General features: G+C 47.9%; 25 protein-coding genes and 2 pseudogenes. 24 read left to right on the top strand and 3 right to left on the bottom strand.

Translation table 11 applies throughout. The features are described from left to right. Nucleotides 1-140 (top strand): annotated as a pseudogene (locus BLT32_RS12875) (IS256 family transposase); the annotation flags it as partial. A 33-nt stretch (nt 141-173) separates the two neighbouring features. After that, nucleotides 174-434 (top strand): annotated as a pseudogene (locus tag BLT32_RS10905) (catalase-peroxidase); the annotation flags it as partial. A 26-nt stretch (nt 435-460) separates the two neighbouring features. Here BLT32_RS10905 and BLT32_RS10900 read toward each other — a convergent pair. Further along, a complete protein-coding gene (locus BLT32_RS10900) occupies nt 461-748 on the bottom strand; it encodes a helix-turn-helix domain-containing protein (RefSeq protein WP_053954235.1) in 288 nt (95 codons plus the stop codon). A gap of 515 nt (nt 749-1,263) precedes the next feature. Here BLT32_RS10900 and BLT32_RS10890 point away from each other — a divergent pair. The 3 genes from BLT32_RS10890 to BLT32_RS10880 all read left to right on the top strand — a co-directional run bounded on the left by BLT32_RS10890 (nt 1,264) and on the right by BLT32_RS10880 (nt 5,307). Continuing rightward, on the top strand, nt 1,264-1,938 hold the full coding sequence (locus BLT32_RS10890; RefSeq protein WP_053954237.1) for an SDR family oxidoreductase: 675 nt from the start codon (nt 1,264-1,266) through the stop codon (nt 1,936-1,938). 85 nt (nt 1,939-2,023) lie between these two features. Then, nucleotides 2,024-3,088, top strand: a complete 1,065-nt coding sequence (locus BLT32_RS10885) for a lysylphosphatidylglycerol synthase transmembrane domain-containing protein (RefSeq protein WP_053954238.1) — start codon at nt 2,024-2,026, stop codon at nt 3,086-3,088. Beyond that, a complete protein-coding gene (locus BLT32_RS10880) occupies nt 3,085-5,307 on the top strand; it encodes a glycosyltransferase (RefSeq protein ID WP_053954239.1) in 2,223 nt (740 codons plus the stop codon). The genes BLT32_RS10885 and BLT32_RS10880 overlap by 4 nt, the downstream gene beginning before the upstream one ends. Here BLT32_RS10880 and BLT32_RS10875 read toward each other — a convergent pair. Both BLT32_RS10875 and BLT32_RS10870 read right to left on the bottom strand, forming a co-directional pair. Next, nucleotides 5,304-5,759, bottom strand: coding sequence for a DUF3429 domain-containing protein (locus tag BLT32_RS10875; protein ID WP_053954240.1), 456 nt, complete (start codon nt 5,757-5,759; stop codon nt 5,304-5,306). The genes BLT32_RS10880 and BLT32_RS10875 overlap by 4 nt on opposite strands. A gap of 61 nt (nt 5,760-5,820) precedes the next feature. Continuing rightward, the gene (locus tag BLT32_RS10870) at nt 5,821-6,348 is read right to left on the bottom strand and encodes a 4'-phosphopantetheinyl transferase family protein (protein ID WP_053954241.1); all 528 of its coding nucleotides are present in this window, start codon (nt 6,346-6,348) and stop codon (nt 5,821-5,823) included. Between the two features lie 80 nt (nt 6,349-6,428). Here BLT32_RS10870 and BLT32_RS10865 point away from each other — a divergent pair, with 80 nt between their 5' ends. From BLT32_RS10865 to BLT32_RS10780, 19 genes are read left to right on the top strand one after another with little or no spacing between them, the layout of a single operon-like run. Beyond that, nucleotides 6,429-7,106 (top strand): beta-ketoacyl synthase chain length factor, encoded by a 678-nt coding sequence (locus BLT32_RS10865; protein ID WP_053954242.1) that lies wholly within the window; start codon nt 6,429-6,431, stop codon nt 7,104-7,106. Beyond that, nucleotides 7,096-7,932: a lysophospholipid acyltransferase family protein gene (locus tag BLT32_RS10860; protein WP_053954243.1), complete on the top strand. Its 837-nt coding sequence runs from the start codon at nt 7,096-7,098 to the stop codon at nt 7,930-7,932. Before BLT32_RS10865 ends, BLT32_RS10860 begins: the two co-directional genes overlap by 11 nt. Then, on the top strand, nt 7,874-8,143 hold the full coding sequence (locus tag BLT32_RS10855; RefSeq protein WP_053954244.1) for a phosphopantetheine-binding protein: 270 nt from the start codon (nt 7,874-7,876) through the stop codon (nt 8,141-8,143). The genes BLT32_RS10860 and BLT32_RS10855 overlap by 59 nt, the downstream gene beginning before the upstream one ends. Before the next feature lie 14 nt (nt 8,144-8,157). Further along, the gene (locus tag BLT32_RS10850; RefSeq protein ID WP_053954245.1) at nt 8,158-8,409 is read left to right on the top strand and encodes an acyl carrier protein; all 252 of its coding nucleotides are present in this window, start codon (nt 8,158-8,160) and stop codon (nt 8,407-8,409) included. After that, nucleotides 8,409-8,957: a COG4648 family protein gene (locus BLT32_RS10845; protein WP_053954246.1), complete on the top strand. Its 549-nt coding sequence runs from the start codon at nt 8,409-8,411 to the stop codon at nt 8,955-8,957. The genes BLT32_RS10850 and BLT32_RS10845 overlap by 1 nt, the downstream gene beginning before the upstream one ends. Continuing rightward, on the top strand, nt 8,935-10,287 hold the full coding sequence (locus BLT32_RS10840; protein ID WP_053954247.1) for an AMP-binding protein: 1,353 nt from the start codon (nt 8,935-8,937) through the stop codon (nt 10,285-10,287). The genes BLT32_RS10845 and BLT32_RS10840 overlap by 23 nt, the downstream gene beginning before the upstream one ends. Nucleotide 10,288: 1 nt before the next feature. Beyond that, nucleotides 10,289-10,642: an ApeI family dehydratase gene (locus tag BLT32_RS10835; RefSeq protein ID WP_053954248.1), complete on the top strand. Its 354-nt coding sequence runs from the start codon at nt 10,289-10,291 to the stop codon at nt 10,640-10,642. 9 nt (nt 10,643-10,651) lie between these two features. Then, a complete protein-coding gene (locus BLT32_RS12985; RefSeq protein ID WP_053954249.1) occupies nt 10,652-11,398 on the top strand; it encodes a glycosyltransferase family 2 protein in 747 nt (248 codons plus the stop codon). 3 nt (nt 11,399-11,401) lie between these two features. Then, nucleotides 11,402-12,346 carry a lysophospholipid acyltransferase family protein gene (locus BLT32_RS12980; RefSeq protein WP_053954250.1) on the top strand — a complete coding sequence of 315 codons (945 nt, stop codon included), beginning with the start codon at nt 11,402-11,404 and terminating at the stop codon, nt 12,344-12,346. Nucleotide 12,347: 1 nt separating this feature from the next. After that, a complete protein-coding gene (locus BLT32_RS10825; protein WP_053954251.1) occupies nt 12,348-13,895 on the top strand; it encodes an HAL/PAL/TAL family ammonia-lyase in 1,548 nt (515 codons plus the stop codon). Further along, complete coding sequence (locus BLT32_RS10820) at nt 13,892-14,302, top strand: acyl-CoA thioesterase (protein WP_053954252.1); 411 nt, start codon at nt 13,892-13,894, stop codon at nt 14,300-14,302. The genes BLT32_RS10825 and BLT32_RS10820 overlap by 4 nt, the downstream gene beginning before the upstream one ends. Further along, entirely contained in the window at nt 14,299-14,835 is a 537-nt protein-coding gene (locus BLT32_RS10815) for a LolA family protein (RefSeq protein ID WP_053954253.1), read from the top strand. The genes BLT32_RS10820 and BLT32_RS10815 overlap by 4 nt, the downstream gene beginning before the upstream one ends. Then, on the top strand, nt 14,832-17,066 hold the full coding sequence (locus tag BLT32_RS10810) for an MMPL family transporter (RefSeq protein WP_053954254.1): 2,235 nt from the start codon (nt 14,832-14,834) through the stop codon (nt 17,064-17,066). The genes BLT32_RS10815 and BLT32_RS10810 overlap by 4 nt, the downstream gene beginning before the upstream one ends. Beyond that, nucleotides 17,063-18,298, top strand: a complete 1,236-nt coding sequence (locus BLT32_RS10805) for an NAD(P)/FAD-dependent oxidoreductase (protein ID WP_053954255.1) — start codon at nt 17,063-17,065, stop codon at nt 18,296-18,298. Before BLT32_RS10810 ends, BLT32_RS10805 begins: the two co-directional genes overlap by 4 nt. Next, the gene (locus BLT32_RS10800; RefSeq protein ID WP_053954256.1) at nt 18,295-18,882 is read left to right on the top strand and encodes a DUF3261 domain-containing protein; all 588 of its coding nucleotides are present in this window, start codon (nt 18,295-18,297) and stop codon (nt 18,880-18,882) included. The genes BLT32_RS10805 and BLT32_RS10800 overlap by 4 nt, the downstream gene beginning before the upstream one ends. Further along, nucleotides 18,869-20,068 (top strand): beta-ketoacyl-[acyl-carrier-protein] synthase family protein, encoded by a 1,200-nt coding sequence (locus BLT32_RS10795; protein WP_235444002.1) that lies wholly within the window; start codon nt 18,869-18,871, stop codon nt 20,066-20,068. The genes BLT32_RS10800 and BLT32_RS10795 overlap by 14 nt, the downstream gene beginning before the upstream one ends. Continuing rightward, complete coding sequence (locus BLT32_RS10790; RefSeq protein ID WP_053954257.1) at nt 20,065-20,523, top strand: hotdog family protein; 459 nt, start codon at nt 20,065-20,067, stop codon at nt 20,521-20,523. The genes BLT32_RS10795 and BLT32_RS10790 overlap by 4 nt, the downstream gene beginning before the upstream one ends. Then, entirely contained in the window at nt 20,513-21,277 is a 765-nt protein-coding gene (fabG, locus tag BLT32_RS10785; RefSeq protein ID WP_235444003.1) for a 3-oxoacyl-ACP reductase FabG, read from the top strand. The genes BLT32_RS10790 and fabG overlap by 11 nt, the downstream gene beginning before the upstream one ends. Continuing rightward, nucleotides 21,277-22,518, top strand: coding sequence for a beta-ketoacyl-ACP synthase (locus BLT32_RS10780; RefSeq protein ID WP_053954259.1), 1,242 nt, complete (start codon nt 21,277-21,279; stop codon nt 22,516-22,518). Before fabG ends, BLT32_RS10780 begins: the two co-directional genes overlap by 1 nt. Nucleotide 22,519 lies beyond the last annotated feature (1 nt).

Here is a 22,519-nt window from a genome sequence, read left to right as displayed (position 1 = left end):
GTAGCTTGCTTAAGCTGCTGTACGCGGGTATGTTAAAAGCAACTGAGCGCTGGTCGCACCCGGTGCAGAACTGGAATCTGACACTGTCTCAGCTAACCATCCACTTTGAAGGTCGACTGGATGGCCACATAGATTTATGAAAACTTGGCTGACACAGAATATTGAACACTCTCTTAACGAATGACTTCTTCGTCAACCTGACCGATATGAACAATGTCTGGAAAAAAGCTGGTGACCACTACGAAGTTCGCGACCGCAAAACGGACGAGCTTAAGTGGACTGCAAACCGCATTGACTTAGTCTTTGGTTCAAACTCTATTCTGCGTTCTTATTCAGAGCTTTACGCTCAGGACGACAACCAGGAGAAGTTTGTGAAAGACTTTGTGAAAGCCTGGACTAAAGTCATGAATGCCGACCGCTTTGATTTAAAGTAATCGGTTAAACCTGAATAAAGGCGTGTCTATTGGCACGCCTTTATTACGTTTTCAGGATCATTTTCAATTGCCTTAATTAGAACCCGAGCTGGGCCTGTCGGCTCTCTACGACCTTGCTCCCAGTTTCGTAAAGTGCTTACTTCAACGCCAATTAAACGAGCGAATTTTGGCTGGCTAAGTTTTACCGATTTTCTAATGTTTTTGATTCGTATCGAAGCAATAAACTCTTCCCTGGATGGCTCCCTTTCGCCTTTAGCAATTTCATCCATTTGTTCAACGCTTTCCAGTAGCTCGTTAAATAATTCACTTTTCATTGTGACCACCTTTCAACAATTCCCCTTAGCTGACTGAGTTGCTCATCAGTAAGGTTGTCTTGCTCATTCTTACCGAAAACAAATAACATACGTAGTTGTCTTAAGCTTTCTGCGTAGTAGTAGAGAACTCTTACTCCACCCCTTTTTCCGTGACTGCCAGTGCGCCAACGCACCTTTCTGATTCCGCTACCATTCTTTAGTAACGCTCCTTGTTTAGGGTTCACGGTAAGGCTAACTTGAAGCCTGCGGTATTCATCATCACTTATTAGCGCCTTGATACGCTTTGTAAATACGGGTGTTTCGATAAATATCATTAGTGCGTCACTGGCGTATATATTGTGGGTTTAAAAGCAGAGTAAGTCAATGGCGTACTATGCTTTATGGAAAGAAACCATAATAACCGGGCTGAAAGCCACCATTGTCGATTGGAGTTTTTTCTTACAGCTAGATGAGTTGATCGCTAACTCGTGATCATGAGTACAATAGAGTTAGTTAAGTAAAATTCAGGAGGAAGCATGTCGAAAGTTCTATTAATTACCGGTGCCTCAAGTGGCATCGGTGAAGCTACGGCGCGTAAAGCGGCGCAGGAAGGCCTGAAGCTGATATTAACCGCTCGCCGGAAAGATAAGTTGGACGCGTTGGTTAAAGAGTTTGGCGAAGACAACGCCGTTGGTATTGCTGCTGACGCGGGTAACTATAACGAACTCGAGCAGGCCGTGAAGCAGGGCGTTGATAAGTTTGGTCAGCTAGACGCGGTGTTCGCTAATGCGGGAACCGGTGTTTCAACGCCGGGAACGGAAGAGGGCGACGCTGAAGAATGGAAGCAGATGGTTGATGTGAACATTAACGGGCTTCTTTATACCGCGAAACTGACTTTGCCGCATTTACGCAAAACTACCGGTCATTTTCTAATGACAGGGTCAGCTGCCGGACGTATTACGCTGAAAGGCTCGGTTTATGGCGCCACCAAATGGTTTGTACACGGTTTTGCACAGAACTTAGCCGAAGAAATGAAAGAATGGAATGGCCGCTGCACGACCATAGCCCCGGGTATGGTGAATACGCCGTTCTTTGACGAACCTAAGCCGGATAAGCTGGACCCTGATGACGTTGCAGACGCTGTACTGTACGCAATAAACGCCAACCCGCGTAACTGCGTGCGTGAAGTGTTTTTAATGCCGGCATATTAACGGGCAAGTCTTAACGCCTTGTTTTGACATACTTTCTCCGCCCCCTCATAATCTCAGGCAGATACGAAGGGGCGGAGAACCATTAATGACAACCGAAAGTAAGGATACGCAAAAGCCCCAAACGTCAGGGAAACGACTGCTTTTGTTTGCGTTGCTGTTCATTGCATTAACAGCCGCTGGTTTCTACGCCATTTATAATAATTTTTCTAGCCGTGAGCTTACCTTTGACTTCCGGCTGTTTGCACCTGAAGTTATCAGCCTGACCATTCTACTTCTAATAGTGTACTTCGCTGCTGACGGGCTGCGACTTTATTACACCTTAAGAGCGCTGGGCTACAGAATACCCAAAAGCGCAATGACCAAGCTGGTGTTCATTAATATCTTTTTCTCGAATATTACCCCTATGGCTACCGGTGGCGGCTTCGCACAGGTTTGGTTTTTGCACAGGCACGGGGTTCCTATTGGCAGGGCGACCGCCGCAACCACCATACGAACGGTGCTGGCCATTTTCTTTATTTTTTCGCTGACGCCGGTGTTTTTGCTGACTTTAACGCCCTTGCAAAACGAAGCCTTTATCAGCGACATTGGTGGCGCACTGGCAGTCTTTATTGTTCTGTATCTGGCTTTTTTCGCTATTGTTTTGCTTAGAGCACATTGGCTCATTGGGCCGTTAAGTAAGTTATTTCATGGCTTGCATAAGTTGCATTTAATGAGCGAGTCACGGCATCAGCGCTGGCAATACAAGGCTCGTCGGGAAATGCTGCGTTTTAGTCGAAGCTTTGCAGAGTATTGCCGTGGTTCAAAGTCAGCTATTGCGTTGTCGGTATTTTTCACCGCCGTGTTCCTCATCAGTTTATTCAGTTTTCCTGCGCTCTTAATGTGGGGGCTGGGCTACGATATAAATTACTTAGTGAGCCTTGGCTTACTGGTGGTGACTACCTTCATTATGTATTTCGCTCCGACCCCTGGGGCATCAGGCATATCAGAAGGTGTGTTCGGCAGCTTCTTTAATGATATTTTGGCGAATAATCATTTATTATTAGTTACGTTCAGCTGGCGCTTTTTGACGATTTATCTGGGAATGATCGTCGGTTTAATGGTATTGCAAAGGTATCTCGTTAAATCTGCTCATAAACAGGATGTATCATGACAAAAACCAAGCTTTTAAAAATCCTGTTTTATTTAAATATCGCCATTATTGTTGGCCTTATTGGCTATAAGGTTTACTTAAACCTAGTTACCTCAGAGTTTAAAGCGGAACACACCGATCAACTGGCTGCCATTAGTGCTCGTCTGGAAGGTCAGGACAGTTATAGCTTTGCGGTTGTCGGCAACATTAATAACTCGGTAGGAATATTCGAGCGCCGCATTATTCCTATGCTTAATAATGAAAACATCGACTTTCTGATATCTGCCGGTAATGCAGTGAGCAGTGGCGGAGAAGACAAGTACCGAGCGATACGGGGCACTTTGTCCCACCTGGAAATGCCTTACTTGCTGACGTTTGGTGAAAATGAATACGAGGAATTTGGCAGCTTCCGTTTTTATGACCATTACGGCCCGCATTTTTTCAGCTTTACAGCCGGGAACAGTCGCTTAATATTCCTCGACAGCACCGGTAAAACCCCTTGGCAGTGGCAGCTGCGTTGGCTGACCGAGATTTTAAAAGCCGATAACTCCAAGCATCGGTTTGTGTTTATTGGGCACCCTCCTATGGAGCCCGCAGAAGAGTTTATTCTTGCGGAAGAGGATGACTATTTACAGCCCATCGAATTTCGTCATGCGCTTCAACAGACACTGAGTAATTATGGCGTTGACCGGGTGTTTTCATCGAACATATCTATTTACTCGGAAAGTGACTACAAAGGCATTCCTTATATTACGACCGGTGGTGCTGGCGGGTTGGTATTGAATCAGGACGAGAGTTTTTATCACTACGTTAAAGTGAGCGTGAACGCGGATGGTTCGGTCGACCACTCAGTTCAAGAACTGGAGATTGGTCAGCATCCGATACTAAAACAACTAGAGAGCTTTTGGTTTTTCATTCACTCGTTGTTTTATGTGGGCTATTTAAACTTTATTCTGTTGGTGGCAGTGTTTCTGGTTATCAGCACCAAGCTCTACAACGCTGTTTTTATAGGAAAAGATTATTATCCGGACTACGACATTGATGCCGACCCATGGTTAAACCGCCACCTGAAAGTAGCCATGTTCACCAACAACTACCTGCCGTTTATTGGTGGTGTACCTATTTCAATAGAACGTTTACGCTGCGGACTGGAGAAGCTTAAAGACACCGTGCTCATTGTGGCACCGCGTTACAAGAAAACACGAAAAAAAGAAAAGAATGTAATACGCATGCCGTCTATTTTCTCGTTTGGTGAAAAAAGTGAATTTCGCTTCGCCAATATCTTTTCGTCTGCGGTGCGCAAAAAAGTTAAAGCGTTTAAGCCGGATATTATTCATGTGCATCATCCGTTTTGGATAGGTTCATTGGGTGTTTACATGGCTCGCCGCTTGAAAGTGCCGGCTGTTTATACGTATCACACGCGACTCGAACATTACGCGCACTTTGTGTTTTTACCGGGGTCTCTGTTTCGTAATATTATTGCGCACTTTCTAGTGCGCCGATTTGCGAACAAGTGTGATGCTGTCATTGTGCCGACCGACTCAACCGAAGAGTACCTGCGCATGATAGGGGTGACAGCACCAACCTATGTGCAGCCGACAGGCATTGAATACGACCGCTTTCAGCACGTGGAACCAGCGCAAGTTGAGAAGCTTAAAAAGCGGCTGAAAATAAAAGATGAAACCGTTTTTGTGAGCGTGTCGCGACTCTCTAACGAGAAAAACATCGACTTTATGATAGACGCGCTGGCAGAGCTCAAGAAGAACACCGACAAGGCGTTCCGGCTATTAATTGTGGGTGATGGACACCAGAAGCAGCGATTACAAGCGAAAATAGACGAGCTCGGTTTAACACAAACCATTCAGCTGGTGGGCTCGGTAGCGCCTGAAAATATGGCCAACTGGTATCAGCTAGGAGACGCCTTTTTGTTCGCGTCTCAGTCTGAAACGCAGGGCATGGTTATTTTGGAAGCTATGGCTGCGGGCTTACCGGTTGTTGCGGTTCGTTCTAGTGGTATTGATGATGTTGTGGAAGACGGATTTAACGGTTATAAAACGCCCGCTAAGCAAGCGGTTTGGTTGGAAAGAGTAGAGCGTATTCTTAACGATGAGAGCTTGCGTAAGGAGCTTTCCGACAACGCTGAAAGTTTTGCCAAAGCTTATTCAGTAGAGCGTTTCAGCCAGGATGTTCGCCATATTTATGCCGAAACCCTGGCTCGTTATCATGAAGCAAAGAATTAAAGAATATGATTCCAGAAAACTAACAGCTCACAGACTATTACCGCTGACGTTAGTATTAAGCGAATGCGGTAATAACCCATGTAAGAGGTCATGGCTGAGCTTCTCGCCAGCTTCTGCTCGAAGAAAAGCAAGGTCGCAAATCCGGCCATTTGAAGACCTAGTGACCAAGCAGATGAGTCCAGTAATAGGGTTAGCCAGGCAAGTATGGCAAAAGCATTGCTTAGAACCAGTAGCGCATTAGTGGGTTCGCTCTCTGCTCTGTGCAGCGCTCGGCCCCACAGCACACCACCGAGAAACGTCAGAATAATCGCACCGTAGGTAATGAGTAGATCAAGTGGTTGAATGCCAAACAAAGACTCAACCTGCATAAGCTCAGCCAGCGAGCTAACGATAAAAGGAATGAGCCCGAGAAACCCGAGAGTGTATATCAGTTTGTTTTTGGCTGTGTTCATAGTGAGCTCGTCTTTTTTAGTGTTTTATTTAAGTGTAGAGCAAAGAAAAATAACGACCACTCTATAACAGAATGACTTTAGGTCGTTGAAATTTATCCTTATTAGAGTCTACGTAGGTGCAGACTAAAAAGTTGCTTATCGTTGTGTAATGCAGGTTCTCGGTAGGTTCGAACGGTTGCGCTAAGACTTCTAATAACGGCCGGCCCGACGCCTTTGCGTAGGCCTCCGCAAGCGTCCAACGGTAAAAGAAATCCTCTTTTGTTGTTACTCCCTTCAAAAAGCCGTCTGCGTAGTGCTCGCGTATGCGGCTGTAATCTTTGTTTGACTCTAGGTTCTCGACATCAACGCCTATGGGAGACTCGGCGGAGTATGCGGCAACGACAAAATTTTTTTTATGGCTAATAGAGCAATAAACATTAGTGCCTGAAACGGACAGCTGAGGGGCGCCATTGTCGTTTTTTTGAAGAGAAACATCAGCTAAGGACACGCCGGTTTCTTGTGCAACTAATTGTTTTAACAGTTTTCCTGCTTCTAAGGACGTTTCTTTGCGGCTTAACCCATAAGGGAGTAGCCTATATCCGATAACCATAGACGATGTTATATTTTTGAAAATCGACGCTAAATTCTGTACTATTCCGCATCTTTTTTGAGTACCTGAACAAATACATTATGAGAGCTTCTCAAGCGAAAGTCTTTGTCGCTGATAGTACCCTAGTTACCAGTGAATGTCGTGACCGTTTAAAACAGGTTCCGGCATCAATGCGACGTCGTTTGAGCTCTTATTCAAAACTAATTGTAACAGCCATAATGGAGCTTGCGGAGCGGGAGAAAGGTGTACATAACACACCTGTCGTTTTGGCGACACGTCATGGCGACTTACAACGCACAGAGAAGCTGCTAAGAACATTAGTCCAGGGGGAAGTGTTATCGCCGACTCAATTCGGGCTTTCTGTGAATAATGCTGTTTTGGGTCAGTATAGTATGGCTGTCGATAATCAGCAGGCAATGACAACGATATCTGGCGGGGAAGAGACGTATCCGCTGGGTTGGCTGGAAGCAATTGCACAAGTATCAAATGAGTTTGAAAGAGTGTTGTTGGTCGTCGCTGACGAAACACCGCCTGAAGTGTATAGAAAACAGCAAAACTCGCCTATTCATGCGTTCGCTCAGGCGGTTTTGCTCGATAGAGAAAACGGTCGCGAAGTGATTTTGGATCAGTCTCGTGAGTCTGCTGAACATTACGACGCTTACGACGTTGCTGAAAAGCTTCAACATTGTCTGGAACAAGGCAAGCAACGCTTAGTAGTAAACTATGGCGCAAACAGCTGGAGTTGGCATGTTAGTTAGGCTCTGGAAGTTTATTAACAGAACCTGGCGCCGTTTAGCGACGGGGTTGTGCTTTGCCATATTTGGTATTGGCGGAGTCATTTTATCACTTACGGCGCTGCCGGCACTGAAGCTCATTTCAGCAGGCAACGAGGAATTGCGTCAGGCGCGGGCAAGACGTTTGGTGCAACTAACGTTTCGCTGGTTTATTGGTGTCATGAAGTGGACGGGTGTGTTCAACTTCGACTTCAAAGCGGTAGAGCAACTTAAACAGGTGAAAGGGCAGGTTATTATTGCGAACCACCCTTGCCTTATTGACGTAGTGGCGCTTATTTCCTTTGTGCCCAACCCAGATTGTGTCGTTAAGTCACATTTATGGAAAAACCCTTTTATGAAGGGGGTGATAAAGTCGACCGGTTACTTGAGTAATGAAGACCCGGATGAACTGGTGAAGGACTGTCAGGAGTCGCTCGAGCAAGGCTGTAACCTAATTATATTCCCGGAAGGCACACGTACAACGCCCGGTGAGAAGATTCGGTTTCAGCGGGGGGCAGCGCATTTAGCGTTGCGCACAAAAGCGAAGGTGACGGCGCTTTGGGTTGACTGCTCGCCAGTCACACTGATTAAAAATGAAATGTGGTATCAGGCGCCTAAAGAAAAACCAACACTTTCTGTTCATTATTTAAAAGAAATTGATACCCAAGCGTATCGCGATGAAGAAAAACTGAGTATTGCCGCACGCCACTTAACGCGTGACTTGCAGAATTTTTATGAAAAGGTGTTACAAGATGACAGACAGTCTGAAAACAGAGATCAAGCAGTTGATTATCGAGTCGTTGGATCTTGAAGATGTAGAAGTATCCGATATTAACGACTCAGCAGCACTATTTGGCGACGATGACGATGGCTTAAACCTGGACTCTATTGACGCATTAGAGTTGGGGTTAGCCATTAAGAAACAGTTTGATGTAAAGCTGGATGCGAATTCGGCGGAGACAAAAAAGCACTTTTATAGCGTGGATACCATAGCTGACTTTGTTGCGGCAAATCGCGGTTAATGAACGAGGGAAAGATGAAAACGAAAGACGAAGTATACGCTAGACTCACCCAGATTCTTGAAGAGGACTTCGAGATTGAGTCGGATGAAATCGCATTAGAAGCCAACTTATATGAAGATTTAGATTTGGACTCGATTGATGCGGTAGACCTGGTCGTTAAGCTACGCGAAATTACGGGTAAGAAAATTAGCCCCGATGCTTTCAAAGCCGTCCGCACAGTAGATGACGTTGTCAACGAAGTTTATAAGCTTGTTCACGGCGAATAATGAAACTCTTGCTGCGCACGTTAATCAGTATAGTGCTGATTGCCTACCCACTTTTAGTCTGGTGGTTAGCGCAGCAAGGATTAACTGACGGGCTGCTATTAATCCTGCTTGCCGTACTTGTGTCACAAGTGGCAATTCAAGGTATAAAAAACCCCAGGAGCTGGGTGTCAGCAGTCGTTCTTATTGTGGTCGCTATCACCTTCTTGTTTACTGACCAGCTTACCAGTGTATTGCTTTACCCTGTTTGGATGAACGCAGCAATGCTGACTGTCTTTTTACTGTCTTTATGGTTCAAGCCTGCCGTCATCACTCGCCTGGCTCGCTTAATGGAAGGGGAGTTATCGGAAAAAGCCGTTGCTTACACCGAAAAGGTCACTTGGGTCTGGGTGGGCTTTTTTCTGGTGAATGGTGCCGTTTCACTGGCCACGGTGCTCTATGGCGATATGGACATCTGGACTCTTTATAACGGATTTATCGCCTACGTGCTGATGGGCTTATTGTTTATTATTGAATGGAGTGTTCGTCGTGTTGTTAAAGACAAACACTAACTGCTGGGAGCTGTCCTGGCAGGCATTAAATGCGCCTTGTATGCAAACACCGCAAGGTGTCGTTTGCGCTCAGCAATGGCTTAATGATGTGCGCGGCGCCGCTCAATGGCTGGACGACCACTCTGGCAGAGTACTTTTGTACCGCAGCGATCTCTACGAGTTTAGTGTTTGGTTCTTTGCGTTCTTAAGCCTTGGCCGCGATATCGTATTACCCTCGAACGATAAACCAGTAACCCTGGCTGAACTAAGCCAAAGTTATGATGTGAGGGTGCCGTCAAAGTTACCAGACCTTAGTGAGCAGCAACAGCTTCAGACGTTGAGCGGCTCGTTAGACAGTCAGTTAACGTTTTTCACATCAGGCAGTAGCGGTAAGCCCAAACCGGTCATCAAAACAATTCGTCAGCTGCTCAATGAAGTTGAGACGTTGGAAGCGACCTTTGGCGAGTTGATAGCGGGTAGCCGTATAGTTTCAACCGTCACCCATCAACATATTTATGGTTTGTTGTTTACGGTATTGTGGCCGTTAGCCAGTGGTCGGGTCGTGAACACACAGTTAATTGAGTATCCGGAGCAGCTTGCCGAAGTGCTAGCGGATGACGGTCAGCGTCATGTATTGGTCGGTAGCCCTGCACACTTACAACGTCTTGATAATCTGGACGAGCTGAGTGCCCGGAATGAGGCGTTAAAGGCCATTTTCTCATCGGGCGGGCCGCTACCGGAACAGGTCCCCATCGATTTTAAAAAGCATGATTTAGTTGTTCCTATTGAGGTTTATGGCAGTACCGAAACCGGCGGTATTGCCTGGCGTCAGCGTAACAACGGCGGCGAGGCATTTACCCCGCTTGTTGGTGTTAAAGTCCGGGCCACCGAGCACGGCGTTTTGGCTGTGACATCACCTCATCTGGCGAACCCAGAGGATGAATTTATCTCTGAAGATCAGATAAAAATCGAGCAACAGGGTCGCTTTCATTTGTTAGGCAGAAAAGACACCGTGGTAAAAATTGCTGAGAAACGTGTGTCTTTAAATGAAGTTGAGCGCTTCACCCTCCAACAAGACTGGGTAAGTCAGGTAAAGGCTTGTTTGCTGGAAGGTAAACGCAATGAAATTGGCTTGGTGATAATACTGACGGACTCTGGCAGAAAGGCGCTGGAAAGCGAGGGACGCTTTGCTGTGCGTCAGGCATTAAGGCATCATTTGCAACAACGCTTTGAAAAAGTCGTGGTCCCCAAACGGTTTCGCTATGTTTCTGCGCTCCCAATTAACGATGCCGGAAAAGTCACTCAGGCCGCACTGCAAAACCTCTTTACCGACGTAACAAGGAATGACTGAAATGAAAACGCAGCTACCGGAATTTTCATCCTTGAGCGAGCGAGTGAACGATGCTGATAACGCTGAAATAGTCGGCAGTTTTCGGTTGAGTGAAGACTGTATCTATTTGCAGGGGCACTTTCCATCGGCGCCCATTCTTCCGGGCGTTACACAGCTTGACTGGGTGGTTCAGCTGGCATCGCAGCACTGGTCTACACCGGTCAGCATTCAGCGGGTTGAGGTGTTAAAGTTCAACGATATGATTTTACCCGGTGCCGACGTTGACTTGGTGATACAGCGTAAACGAAAAGACTGCATTACGTTTAACTATAAAAAAGGCGACACGGCGTTATCGTCCGGTCGTTTGGTGTTTTAAGTGACTGTTATGTCTGAGCCGAAGTTTTGCTTTCTCGTTCCAATTTATAATCACCACCGCACTATCGAAGCAACGGTGGAGAAGCTGTTGAGCTATGCGGTGCCCATTATTATTGTTGATGATGGCTCTAACGAAGAGACAAAAAAAGTACTGTTTCAGCTGGCTGAGCGTTTTGCATCCGAGGTGTTGCTGCATACGCTTCCTGAGAACAGTGGTAAAGGCGGTGCTTGCCTGGAGGGTTTCAGGGTCGCTTCAGAACAAGGGTATACTCATGCGCTGCAAATTGACGCTGACGGTCAGCACGACAGCGCTGATATTCCTCAATTTTTAGAACTCGCTAAACAGCGGCCAGAGGCGTTAATAAGCGGACATCCGCAGTATGATGATTCCATGCCAACCGCCCGTCGAATTGGCCGAAAGATTACGCATTTTTGGGTGCATATTGAAACACTCTCTATGTCAGTGAAAGACACCATGTGCGGATTTCGAGTGTACCCGTTAGCGGCTACCACTGAACTTATGGATAAGGTCAACATTGGCACGCGAATGGACTTCGACATCGAAATTATGGTTAGGCTGTATTGGCGGGGAGTACCCGTTTTGTTTATCCCCACTAAGGTTATTTACCCGGAGCAGGGGCAGTCACATTTCCGAGCATTTAAAGACAATGTGAAAATATCCTGGCTACACACCCGGTTGTTTTTCGGGATGCTGCCAAGAGCGCCGATGCTATTGGCCAGAAGGTTTAAGAGCTAGATTATGGCAGAGCAGCATTGGGCAAAAACCGAAGAGCGTGGCAGCTATTGGGGTATTCTTTTTGTCCTAAGAGCCTACCAGTACGGTGGACATTGGCTGATGCGTTTGGTGTTGGCACCTGTTATTACCTATTTCTTTTTAACGGGCAAAGCGTCGCGGCGAGCGTCCTGTCAGTTTTTAAAGCGAGTCCATGAATTTGCGGGGGGCAAGAGCCCGTTTACCCAGCCGCCCGGTTGGCGGAAAAGCTGGTATCATTTCTGGCAGTTTGGTTTGCATGCCCTGGAAAAGATTGATGCCTGGGTAGGCAAATCTCCAAAATATGCCGTCCGCAACTGTGGCGATACGCAATTCTCTGAACTGGAAAAGCGACCCGAAGGCGGGCTGCTTATTGGCAGCCACCTGGGGAATCTCGAGGTGGCCAGAGCAATGGCGGGTAAGAAGTACAGTCGACGGTTGAATGTGCTGGTGTTCACCCAACATGCCCAGTCGTTCAACAAGGCTTTAAAAGCTGTTAATCCGAAGGCCGATATAGACCTTATTCAAGTGACTGACATTGATATGGGGCTGGCCATTATGCTTAAAGAGCGCATTGATAATGGCGAGTATGTCGTTATTGTCGGCGACAGAACGTCGGTAACAGCACCAAGGCAGTCAGTCACTCATGAGTTTTTGGGGCAGCCAGCGCCATTTGCTTTGGGGCCGTGGATACTCGCGAGCGTGCTAGAATGCCCTGTGTACTTTTTATTCTGTTTGAAGAACCCGGAAGACGGTAACTACGATCTGTATTTAAATTTCGCTTGTGAGCAGTTAAAGCTTCCGCGAAAGCGTCGGCAAGAGGCATTACAGCCGGTGCTGAAGCAATACGCCGAGCAATTAGAGCAGCTCGCTATTCGCTACCCATACCAGTGGTTTAATTTTTTTGATTTTTGGCATAAGGACAGTCAGTAGTATGACGACATCAAACGTTTGTTTTGGCGAACAGCCGGTCACCATAGAAGATGTTGTAGCGCTTGCTAACAATGAGGTGACAGCAACCTTGAGTAAAGCGCCGGAGTTTGTTGCCCGAATTGACGCTGGTGTTCGTTTCCTCGATGACTTGTTAGAGCAGGATGGCGTGATTTACGGCGTGACCACGGGCTATGGTGACAGCTGTACCGTTTCTGTACCTGACAACCTGGTTTCAGAGCTGCCTATTCATTTAACACGCTTCCACGGCTGTGGGTTGGGCGACTACTTTAACGAGCAGGAAACGCGCGCTATTTTGGCGGTGCGCCTGGCATCGCTGACTCAGGGTTATTCAGGAGTGAGTCGGCCGCTGTTAGAACGTTTGGTACTGATGCTGAATGAAAATATGCTGCCACTAATTCCGAAAGAGGGCAGTGTTGGCGCCAGTGGTGATTTAACACCGCTGTCTTATATTGCTGGCGCTTTAATTGGCGAGCGGGATGTCCGCTTTAACGGTGAAATTATGACAAGCGCGGAAGCCTTCAAGGCTCTGGGTGTCGAACTTCATAGGCTGCGCCCCAAAGAAGGTTTAGCGATAATGAATGGCACGGCGGTGATGACCGCACTGGCTTGTCTTGCCTGGGATCGTGCCGACTATTTAACGCGCCTGTCTAGCCGTATTACTGCGTTAGCCAGCATTGCATTAGAAGGTAATTCAAACCATTTTGACGAACTGCTGTTTGCCGTTAAACCGCATAAAGGCCAGCAACAAGTCGCCAAGTGGATACGTGACGACTTGAATCATCATGAGCATCCGCGTAATTCCTCCCGGTTGCAGGATCGCTACTCCATTCGCTGTGCGCCGCACATCATTGGTGTGTTGAAAGACGCTTTACCGTGGTTCAAAGACACCATTGAAAACGAGCTGAACAGTGCTAACGATAACCCGATTATTGATGGCATTGGCGAACATGTTTTGCATGGAGGCCACTTCTACGGCGGCCACATTGCTATGGTCATGGACTCGATGAAGGCAGCTATAGCAAATCTGGCCGATTTGCATGACCGGCAAATGGCGTTGTTGCTTGATACGAAAATGAATCATGACTTGCCATCGAATTTATCGGCGGCTGAAGGCGAGCGAAAAGCGATTAACCATGGCTTTAAAGCGGTGCAAATTGGTTGTTCTGCCTGGACAGCAGAAGCATTGAAGCTGACTATGCCAGCGAGTGTTTTTTCACGCTCTACTGAATGTCATAACCAGGATAAAGTCAGTATGGGAACCATTGCCGCTCGCGATTGTATGCGGGTACTCGAGCTCACGGAGCAAGTGACAGTGGCCACCTTGTTAGCGTCCTACCAGGGCAGTGTTCTGCGCGAACGTATGGCAGGGAAGCTGCGTGAAACCGGGCCAGAGTTGGCGGCAATGCGAGCGTCGCTAGCCGCTGAATTCGAACTGCTAGTAGAAGATAGACCGCTGGAACACGAACTTAGAGGCTGGTTAGAGAAAATTCGCAGCAAACCATGGAACCTGTATGGGGAGTCCGCATGAAGCAAGCCAGTTTAACCATTAATGTGCCATTTTTTGATGTCGACGCCATGCAGGTGGTTTGGCACGGACATTATATTAAATATATTGAAATGGCACGCAGCGAGCTGCTGAGAACTTTCGACTACGACTATCCCACGATGGAGGCTAACGGGCACCTGTGGCCGATAGTCGACTTACGTTTGAAGTATGTTGCCTCGGCCACTTACGGTCAGGACATTCGGGTGACGGCAACATTGGTCGAGTGGGAGCACCGGCTGAAGATGAATTACGAAATTCGCTGTGTTGAAACCGATGAGTTATTGACCAAAGCGACCAGTGTGCAAGTGGCTGTCTGCAAAAACACAAAAGAAATGCTGTTTGAGTCGCCGGATATCGTATTTGAAAAGCTTGGGGTCACACGCTCATGATGCGTTTATTCGTACTAATTCTGGCGTTAATGCTAACTGCGGGCGTGAAAGCGGAAACAGCAACTTCTGAACAGGCACTAAAAAAGCTATCAGAGCAAGCTCAGCCATTGCCGCTGACAGTCATATTTGAGCAGCGTAAGTATTTGTCGGGTTTACCCAGAGCGCTAGTGAGCTCTGGCGAAATGACCATTACTGAAGAGGCCATTTTGTGGGAAACGCAGAAGCCACAGAAACAATCATTAAAAATAACTGAGCAGGGCATTTTTAAAGGTTCACAGCAAACGTCAGCAACGGGCAGTGAAACCATCGCTGAGTTGCTGCTGGCGATTCTGAAACAGGACGAACGAGTTCTGCAAGAGCAGTTTAGTTTGAGCTTACAAAAAAACTGCGTACAGATGGTGCCAAACTCCGACACACTGGCTGGTGTCATGCAACGTATCCTCAGTTGTGGTAATACGCGGGTCGAGCGTGTCGAATTGCACGAAACGAACGGCAATAGAACCGAAATAAACTTTGCTGAGGCGCCGCAGTGAAACGGGTGAGTCGCGTTGTCTCCCTATTAATACTTCTGGGTCTACTGGCGGCGGGCTTAAGCCAGCAGTTACCCAAAGTCAGTTGGCAAAGCAGCTTAGCGGATGCGTTACCCAATCAAGTGTCAGAAACCCAGCGCGCTTATCTTGAGAGCCAGCAGCCCAATACACAGCAATTACTGATTGCTTTCGAGCAAAGCGGACATATAGCTGGCGAACTACGCGCGACAGTGGAGTCGGAGGTTGCTGTATTGCTACAGCGTGAACCGACGTTAAAACGAGCCGAGCTGACAGACACCAAAGCGTTTTTATCATTTTACCGTGAGCATGCGGGGCGTTTGGCCACGAGACAAGATACTGAGCGGTTACGTGCGGGGCAGTTCGGTGGGCTTATTAGCGATGCTCAAAGCCTGTTGCAAAGTCCTGAACCCGTATTGGTTCCAGTGACTCAAGACCCTTTATTGCTGACACAGCGCTACCTTAAGAGCTTACCGGATTTAATGCCGGGCTATAAAAACCATAAAGGTCTTTATAGCCGCACTGACGGAGAAACGGTGCAAGTACTGGTGCCACTGCAAATTGCGGGTGACGCATTAAGCATTAACCAGACACAACAAGTGGTTGCTCAGCTTAATGACTTTATCAGTGCGGTAAAGCAAACCGATGCTGACATAAGCAGTTATCGAAGCGGCTTAATTTTTCACGCGGATGCTGGCGCTAAGCAAGCCAAACAGGAAATGACTTGGTTTGGTGGGCTGTCTTTATTATTGGTTCTAAGTGTTTTAATTTGGGTGTTTCGCTCCCCCTTCCAGCTGTTTTATACACTAAGTTTACTGGCTGTTGCGTCGGCCTTTGGGCTACTGGCAACGCTGTTTTGGTCGTCTTCACCGCATGTGCTGATGTTGGTATTTGCAACCAGCTTCATCGGTCTGTGTATTGATTATGTTATCCATGGGTTTATTGCGCGCAGTCACGGAGCGTCAGCCTGGAAAGCATTGACCCCTGCACTTTGGTTGGGTGGTTTAACAACGATAGCCGGCTACGTTCTGTTGTTAGCGGTTCCGCTTCCTCTGTTACAGCAGCTGGGTGTGTTTATGGCGGCGGCATTATTCAGCGCGGTTTTGTTGGTGACTCTTACCTTGCCTTGGTTACCTAAACCTAAGCAACCGCAAGCGAAATGGCAGCGGTTTTGTGAAAAAGCCGAAACAGGGTATTGTCGACTACAACGACAACTACCGAGTCGTTGGCTAACGGTGCTGCCGGTGATCACGGTGGTCATTCTGATAGCCGCTCATGCATCTAATGACAGCGTCCGTTTGCTAGCCAGCTCCCCCAAACCGCTGTTAGAAGAAGAAAACTATTTGCGAGAGCATACGTCGTTTTATTTCAGTCCCGAGGTTATCCTTGTCGCCGGCGATACTCGTCAGCAGGCGCTTGAAAGAACCAGTCTTGTCGACGAGAGCTATCACGCCATTGGTATTAGCGACTATTATTCGCCAACTTCCCAGCAGCAAGATGTCATCGAGCTGCAACAACAGCTATTTGAATCCAGTGAAGGCGTTGCTTTTTTGCAGTGGTTGGGGATATCAGCACCCAAACTTAATGCTGCAGACGCAGTTCATCCGCTCGAACACCAGTTTTTGTACCCTTTTAACGACCGTTGGCTAAGTGTTGTGCGCCTACAACAGGGGAACGCCGCTGCGAGTTTTTATGACAAACCGTGGGCGCAAGTTTTCGACCCAATAGAGCATGCCTCTAGTGCGCTGGGCGAATACCGGCAGTCTATGCAGGTTTGGTTGGGCGCGCTGTTGGCTTTAAGCTTCTTTGTACTGTTTATATTCCTGAATCGGGGAGCGGCACTAAAAGAGAAAGCGAAAGCTTCCTGGCAGGTATTCAGTGTTATTTTGCTGTCGGTGTCTACGGCATTACTGGTTGCGCAATTAAGCCAACCGTTGAACCTGTTCCATTGGATAGGTGCCATGTTTGTGCTAGTTCTGAGCATTGACTATGGCGTGTTTTGCGCTAGTAGACTGCAACGCTCACACGCACTACAGGCTATTTACTTATCGGCTTTAACCACGTTAGTGGCTTTTGGCGCACTGACGTTCAGTTCAACACCGGCAATAGCCGCCTTTGGGCAAGTGGTCATGGTAGGCGTATTTGTGAGTGTGCTTTTTTGCCCGTTGATAACAACTGCCCCAACAAAAGACGTTAAAAAGGACGAAGGACAATGAAGGATCAAATCTACGATGTGGCTATTATTGGCGCGGGCCCGTCTGGGGCTACGGCCGCCGCCATGCTGGCTGATGCCGGGAAAAAGGTACTGGTGATTGAGCGTCAGCAGTTCCCTCGCTTTTCTATTGGTGAAAGTTTACTGCCACAGTGTATGGCTTATTTACAGCAAGCCGGGTTGGAAAGCCTGGTGACAGAAAACGCTGATGAGCTCGGTTTTCAGTTTAAAAATGGCGCGGCTTTTTATTGTCAGGGGCAGCATGTGAACTTCGACTTTCGAAAGAAGTTTAGTGAAGGACCAGGCACTACGTTTCAAGTAAAACGCGAACGTTTTGATCAACTGCTGATTCAAGGCGCAGCAAACAAAGGTGCGCAGGTTGAACATGGTGTGACGCTAACCGATATCGACTTTTCGTCGCCTGACTTTGTCTCTCTGAGCGTCACAACAGAACACGAGAGTTTTGATATAAAAGCGGCTTATGTACTTGATGCCAGCGGCTTTGGCAGGGTTCTGCCAAGATTATTGTCGTTGGAGTCTCCGTCAGACTTTCCGGTTCGGCAGGCGGCATTTTGCCATGTAAAATCAGACTTGGCGGGTGGCAACTTTGACCGCAACCAAATACTCATTACGGTTCACCCGACCAATCCGGAAATTTGGTATTGGCTGATTCCTTTCGCCGATGGTACCGCGAGTATTGGTGTGGTTGGCGCAGAGCAGCTGTTCGCGGAGCATGACAGCCCGTCCGATAAACTCTGGAGTAAGGTCAAAGAAGAGCCTTACTTGCTTGAAGTGTTGGGGAATTATGAAGTCACCCGCCCTGAGCAATGCATCACCGGTTATTCAGCTAGTGTGAGTCGCCTTTACGGAGACCGCTTTGCGCTGTTAGGCAATGCCGGCGAGTTTCTGGACCCGGTCTTTTCGTCGGGTGTGACAATAGCAATGAAGTCATCATCGTTAGTTGTACCGCTTGTTTTAAAAGAGTTAGAAGGGCAAAAGCAAGACTGGGAAAACGATTTCAGCAAGCCGTTGCGGGTTGGCATTTCAACGTTCAGAACCTTTGTGGAAGGATGGTATGATACGCGTTTCCAAAAGGTAATTTTTTACCCGGAACAGCAACAACAAGTGAAAGAAATGATTAGCTCCATATTAGCCGGCTATGCTTGGGACGAGAAGAACCCATACGTTAAGGAAAGCGAACGTCGCTTAAACGTATTAGCGGAGTTGTGTGCATGACCGGTGTGTTTCGGTGTGTAACGCTAGCCTTAGTGCTTTTCGCTGTCGCGGGTTGCGCGACTCTGGGCAGTAAAGACCGTTTGCAGGTACCGGTGGGCGCAGGTTATTACAGTTTACAGTGGCAGTGGCCGGGTGAGCCTTTGCAGGTGTGGCAGGAAGTCCGGTGGTCACAAAAAGCAGAGCAGGTGAAAAATCGAGAGTTCGTGGTTTCTGTGTTACTAGAAAGTGAGCGCTTGTTACTCGTCGCATTGTCACCGTTGGGGAATGAGCTGTTTCGCTCAGAGCTCACTGCCTCAGGACACAGCTTTAAAGGCTCCGACTTTCTTGATGAACCCAAGTTAGCATTACAGGTTTGGGCCGATTTACAGCTTGCGTTATGGCCGTTAGAAACAGTAAACGCTCACATGTCGTCTGGCGCGCTGCAACCAGAAAATGGTCGCAGAAACTTACGAGACGACGGTGAGCTGGTTTGGTCCTCAGGGGTTACAATGAACACCAGTGGCACCATAGAAAATAAGCAACGGGGCTATGAGTTGACGGTTAATACATTACAGTACGACGTGTTAGATAATGATGAAAATTAGCCTCAGTAAGCCCGGTGCCGTTTGTGCCGCCGGCGTATCATGCGATGACATTTGGTCTGCCGCACTTGCGGGAGACAATACAGGACTGTCGTTGGCAAACGACAAGCTTAACGACGGCAGTGGCTATTATCATGGCAAAGTAGCGGATAATAAGTTGCCAGCGTTGAGTGAGCTCCCCGTAACTATGCGAACCCGAAATAACCAACTGCTGCTCTGCGCTTTAAAGCAAATTGAGGTGCCACTACGGACTGTCATTGGGCAGGTTGGGGCGCACCGTGTTGCTGTGGTTTTAGGTACCAGTACCTCTGGTATTGCATCAGGAGAAGAGGCGCTGGCACACCATGAGCAACATGGAGAGCTGCCTGACACGTTTAATTATAAAATGCAGGAAATGGTGGCTCCGGCTGAGTGTCTGGCCGAGGTGATGGGCATTGAAGGACCGACCTACGGGATCTCGACAGCTTGCTCATCGAGCGCAAGAGCCTTTATGAGTGCACGCTCATTACTGGCGTCTGGGTTTGCGGACGCTGTTGTAGTGGGGGGTGTTGACTCCTTATGCAAGCTGACTCTGAATGGTTTTAAAGCGTTGGAATCAATGGCGGCTGAGCGCTGTAACCCATTCAGCATTAATCGCAGCGGTATTACCATTGGCGAGGCTGCAGGGGTGTTTATAGCCACACGGAAAGAAGACGGTCTGCAGGATGACTTGGTGTGTTTAACGGGCGCTCAATCGACCTCTGATGCGCATCATATGTCAGCGCCCCATCCGGAAGGACGAGGAGCCGTTGCCGCCATGCGTGGCGCGTTGTATGAGGCGGGTATTGAAACCGCAGACCTTAGCTATATCAACTTGCACGGTACAGCCACGCCGCTTAACGACAAAATGGAAGCTCATGCGGTCACTGAACTCGGCTTGCAGGATATACCGGCTAGCTCAACCAAGGCACTAACAGGGCATACGTTGGGCGCAGCTGGCGCAACAGAAGCAGTGATGTGCTGGCTGGCGCTGGAGCGACAAAATGGATTGCCCAAACATGTCTGGGACGGTCAGCAGGATCCTGACATCAAACCGCTGAACCTGTATCAAGGTGAGCCGCTTGCTAAAACGGTTAATCATTGCCTGAGCAACTCGTTTGCGTTTGGTGGTAATAATGTTTCGCTTGTATTTAGTAAGGGTGAACTGTGACTTATACACTCAATGAATTAATTAAGCACCAACCACCAATGAAGCTCATTGATGAGTTGATATCGGTGGATGACACAAAAGGACGTTGTCGGCTGACAGTCACAGAAGATAACTTGTTTTACAATGATGTATTAAAAGGTCTGCCAGCACACGTTGGTATTGAGCTTATGGCGCAGAGTATTGCTGCGGTTGCGGGTAACCGACACAAAAGCCAGGGTGATGACATCAAGTTAGGCTTTTTATTAGGGACTCGAAAATACACCTGTGACATCGAGTGTTTCGATGTCGGGCAAAGTTATGACGTAGATGTTGAAGAAATTCATGCCGAGGAATCGGGTTTGAGTGTTTTTGAGTGCAGTATTTCTCAGCAAGAGGCTGTAGTAGCCAAAGCGAGGCTTAATGTGTATCAGCCACCCGATGAAAAAGCATTTATAGAGGAAAATTATGGCGACTAAGATGACGACAAAAGAGGCTAGCGATAACAGTCATCGCGTTTTAGTTACAGGCTCTGGCAAAGGGATTGGGCGCGCTATTGCATTGCAGCTTGCCGAGGACGGCTATGATATTGCTGTGCACTGTCGCTCCGATCGCGCATCCGCGGAAAAGGTCGTGGCGGAGATAGAAGCGCTGGGACAAAAAGCATCACTTTTGGTTTTTGATGTTAGTGACAGAACGGCCGCTAGAGAGGCTATAGAATCAGACATTGAACAACACGGGGCCTATTACGGCGCAGTGTGTAACGCGGGCGTGACTCGTGACGGTGCCTTCCCTTCGTTAACAGAAGATGACTGGGACAGTGTGTTGGAAACGAACTTAGGTGGCTTCTATAATGTATTGCATCCGCTCATTATGCCAATGATTCAAAAGCGTAAGGGCGGCCGCGTTGTGACAATTGCATCAGTTTCAGGGATTGCCGGTAACCGCGGGCAAGTGAATTACAGCGCCTCGAAGGGCGGTGTTATTGCGGCGACAAAAGCATTGGCATTGGAGCTGGCAAAGCGCAAGATCACCGTTAACTGTGTGGCACCGGGACTTATTGAAACTGATATGACAGAAGAACTGGAACACGAGAAACAAATCATGTCGATGATTCCGCTACGTCGAGCAGGTAAACCTGAGGAAGTTGCCGGTTTGGTCGGTTACTTATTCCAGCCGTCTGCTGCTTATATCACGCGACAAGTATTCTCAGTTAATGGTGGGTTAGTGTAATGAAACGGGTTGTCGTAACAGGGATGGGCTGCGTAACTGCCTTTGGTGATAACTGGCAGGATTTTCGTCGGCAGTTAGAGGCGGGTAAAAATGCGGTTGTCACTATGCCGGAATGGGAGCGTTTTGAAGGCTTAAATACGCGCTTAGCTGCACCTATTCAACCGCCTTTTAAAAAACCGAAACATTATTCGCGCAAAGCGGTGCGCTCAATGAGCACAGTTAGTTTGATGGCTACCCGCGCGACAGAAATGGCGTTAGAAGATGCCAGGCTACTGAATGATGACTGTATTACCGACGGGCGCTGCGGGGTTGCTTATGGCTCTTCAACGGGCGATACCGAGCAGATGAAAATCTTCGGAAATATGCTATCCACAGGCGATATGACCGGCTTGAATGCTACAACCTACATAAAAAGCATGGGCCACACTACGGCTGTGAATTTAGGTGTTTTTTATGGTGTAAAAGGGCGAGTTCATACCACCAGCTCGGCCTGTACTTCCGCATCACAAGGCCTGGGTTATGCTTATGAAGCCATTCGCTATGGTCATCAGAAAGTGATGATAGCCGGTGGTGCTGAAGCACTGTGTCCGTCCGAAGCTGTAGTATTTGATACTTTATACGCGACCAGTACCCGCAATGACGAACCCGAAGCGACACCGCGCCCGTTCGACAAAAACCGTGATGGCCTGGTAATAGGCGAAGGCGCGGGTACTTTCATACTGGAAGAATTAGACCATGCTCTTGAGAGAGGCGCGCCCATTTATGCTGAGCTAGTGGGTTTTGGAACCAACTCAGATGGAGCCCACGTGACTCAACCGACGGCTGAAACAATGGCTGTAGCCATGAAGCTAGCGCTGGAGCAAGCGCAGCTAAGCCCAGATGCTATCGGATACGTAAATGCGCACGGAACGGCGACTGACCGCGGTGATGTTGCCGAGTCGAATGCCACCGCATCTGTTTTTAACCGGGCGGTGCCAATCAGTTCATTAAAGAGTTACTTAGGGCATACATTAGGTGCTTGCGGCACTATCGAAGCCTGGGCATCGATAGAAATGATGAAAGACCAATGGTTTGCACCTACCGTTAATCTAAGTGATGTGGATGAAGAATGTGGAAAGCTGGACTATATTGTCGGCAAGGGACGTAAGCTCAATACTGATTATGTCATGACAAACAATTTTGCTTTCGGTGGTATTAATACATCACTGATCTTTAAACGTTGGAATAACTCTAATAAATAAG

It is taken from the genome of Idiomarina zobellii, assembly GCF_900100855.1.
Lineage (GTDB): Bacteria > Pseudomonadota > Gammaproteobacteria > Enterobacterales > Alteromonadaceae > Idiomarina > Idiomarina zobellii.
Note: the sequence above shows the minus strand (reverse complement) of the source record. Positions and strands in the feature narration are given on the sequence as shown.

What these genes read in the sequence shown, in the direction of transcription:
- BLT32_RS10815 (WP_053954253.1), top strand. Translation starts at nt 14,299, where the DNA reads ATGATGCGTTTATTCGTACTAATTCTGGCGTTAATGCTAACTGCGGGC.
- BLT32_RS10835 (WP_053954248.1), top strand. Translation starts at nt 10,289, where the DNA reads ATGAAAACGCAGCTACCGGAATTTTCATCCTTGAGCGAGCGAGTGAAC.
- BLT32_RS10780 (WP_053954259.1), top strand. Translation starts at nt 21,277, where the DNA reads ATGAAACGGGTTGTCGTAACAGGGATGGGCTGCGTAACTGCCTTTGGT.
- BLT32_RS10870 (WP_053954241.1), bottom strand. Translation starts at nt 6,348, where the DNA reads ATGGTTATCGGATATAGGCTACTCCCTTATGGGTTAAGCCGCAAAGAA.
- BLT32_RS12985 (WP_053954249.1), top strand. Translation starts at nt 10,652, where the DNA reads ATGTCTGAGCCGAAGTTTTGCTTTCTCGTTCCAATTTATAATCACCAC.
- BLT32_RS10885 (WP_053954238.1), top strand. Translation starts at nt 2,024, where the DNA reads ATGACAACCGAAAGTAAGGATACGCAAAAGCCCCAAACGTCAGGGAAA.
- BLT32_RS10825 (WP_053954251.1), top strand. Translation starts at nt 12,348, where the DNA reads ATGACGACATCAAACGTTTGTTTTGGCGAACAGCCGGTCACCATAGAA.
- BLT32_RS10860 (WP_053954243.1), top strand. Translation starts at nt 7,096, where the DNA reads ATGTTAGTTAGGCTCTGGAAGTTTATTAACAGAACCTGGCGCCGTTTA.
- BLT32_RS10865 (WP_053954242.1), top strand. Translation starts at nt 6,429, where the DNA reads ATGAGAGCTTCTCAAGCGAAAGTCTTTGTCGCTGATAGTACCCTAGTT.
- BLT32_RS10890 (WP_053954237.1), top strand. Translation starts at nt 1,264, where the DNA reads ATGTCGAAAGTTCTATTAATTACCGGTGCCTCAAGTGGCATCGGTGAA.
- BLT32_RS10850 (WP_053954245.1), top strand. Translation starts at nt 8,158, where the DNA reads ATGAAAACGAAAGACGAAGTATACGCTAGACTCACCCAGATTCTTGAA.
- BLT32_RS10855 (WP_053954244.1), top strand. Translation starts at nt 7,874, where the DNA reads ATGACAGACAGTCTGAAAACAGAGATCAAGCAGTTGATTATCGAGTCG.
- BLT32_RS10800 (WP_053954256.1), top strand. Translation starts at nt 18,295, where the DNA reads ATGACCGGTGTGTTTCGGTGTGTAACGCTAGCCTTAGTGCTTTTCGCT.
- BLT32_RS10805 (WP_053954255.1), top strand. Translation starts at nt 17,063, where the DNA reads ATGAAGGATCAAATCTACGATGTGGCTATTATTGGCGCGGGCCCGTCT.
- BLT32_RS10795 (WP_235444002.1), top strand. Translation starts at nt 18,869, where the DNA reads ATGATGAAAATTAGCCTCAGTAAGCCCGGTGCCGTTTGTGCCGCCGGC.
- BLT32_RS10820 (WP_053954252.1), top strand. Translation starts at nt 13,892, where the DNA reads ATGAAGCAAGCCAGTTTAACCATTAATGTGCCATTTTTTGATGTCGAC.
- BLT32_RS10880 (WP_053954239.1), top strand. Translation starts at nt 3,085, where the DNA reads ATGACAAAAACCAAGCTTTTAAAAATCCTGTTTTATTTAAATATCGCC.
- BLT32_RS10845 (WP_053954246.1), top strand. Translation starts at nt 8,409, where the DNA reads ATGAAACTCTTGCTGCGCACGTTAATCAGTATAGTGCTGATTGCCTAC.
- BLT32_RS10875 (WP_053954240.1), bottom strand. Translation starts at nt 5,759, where the DNA reads ATGAACACAGCCAAAAACAAACTGATATACACTCTCGGGTTTCTCGGG.
- fabG (WP_235444003.1), top strand. Translation starts at nt 20,513, where the DNA reads ATGGCGACTAAGATGACGACAAAAGAGGCTAGCGATAACAGTCATCGC.
- BLT32_RS10900 (WP_053954235.1), bottom strand. Translation starts at nt 748, where the DNA reads ATGAAAAGTGAATTATTTAACGAGCTACTGGAAAGCGTTGAACAAATG.
- BLT32_RS12980 (WP_053954250.1), top strand. Translation starts at nt 11,402, where the DNA reads ATGGCAGAGCAGCATTGGGCAAAAACCGAAGAGCGTGGCAGCTATTGG.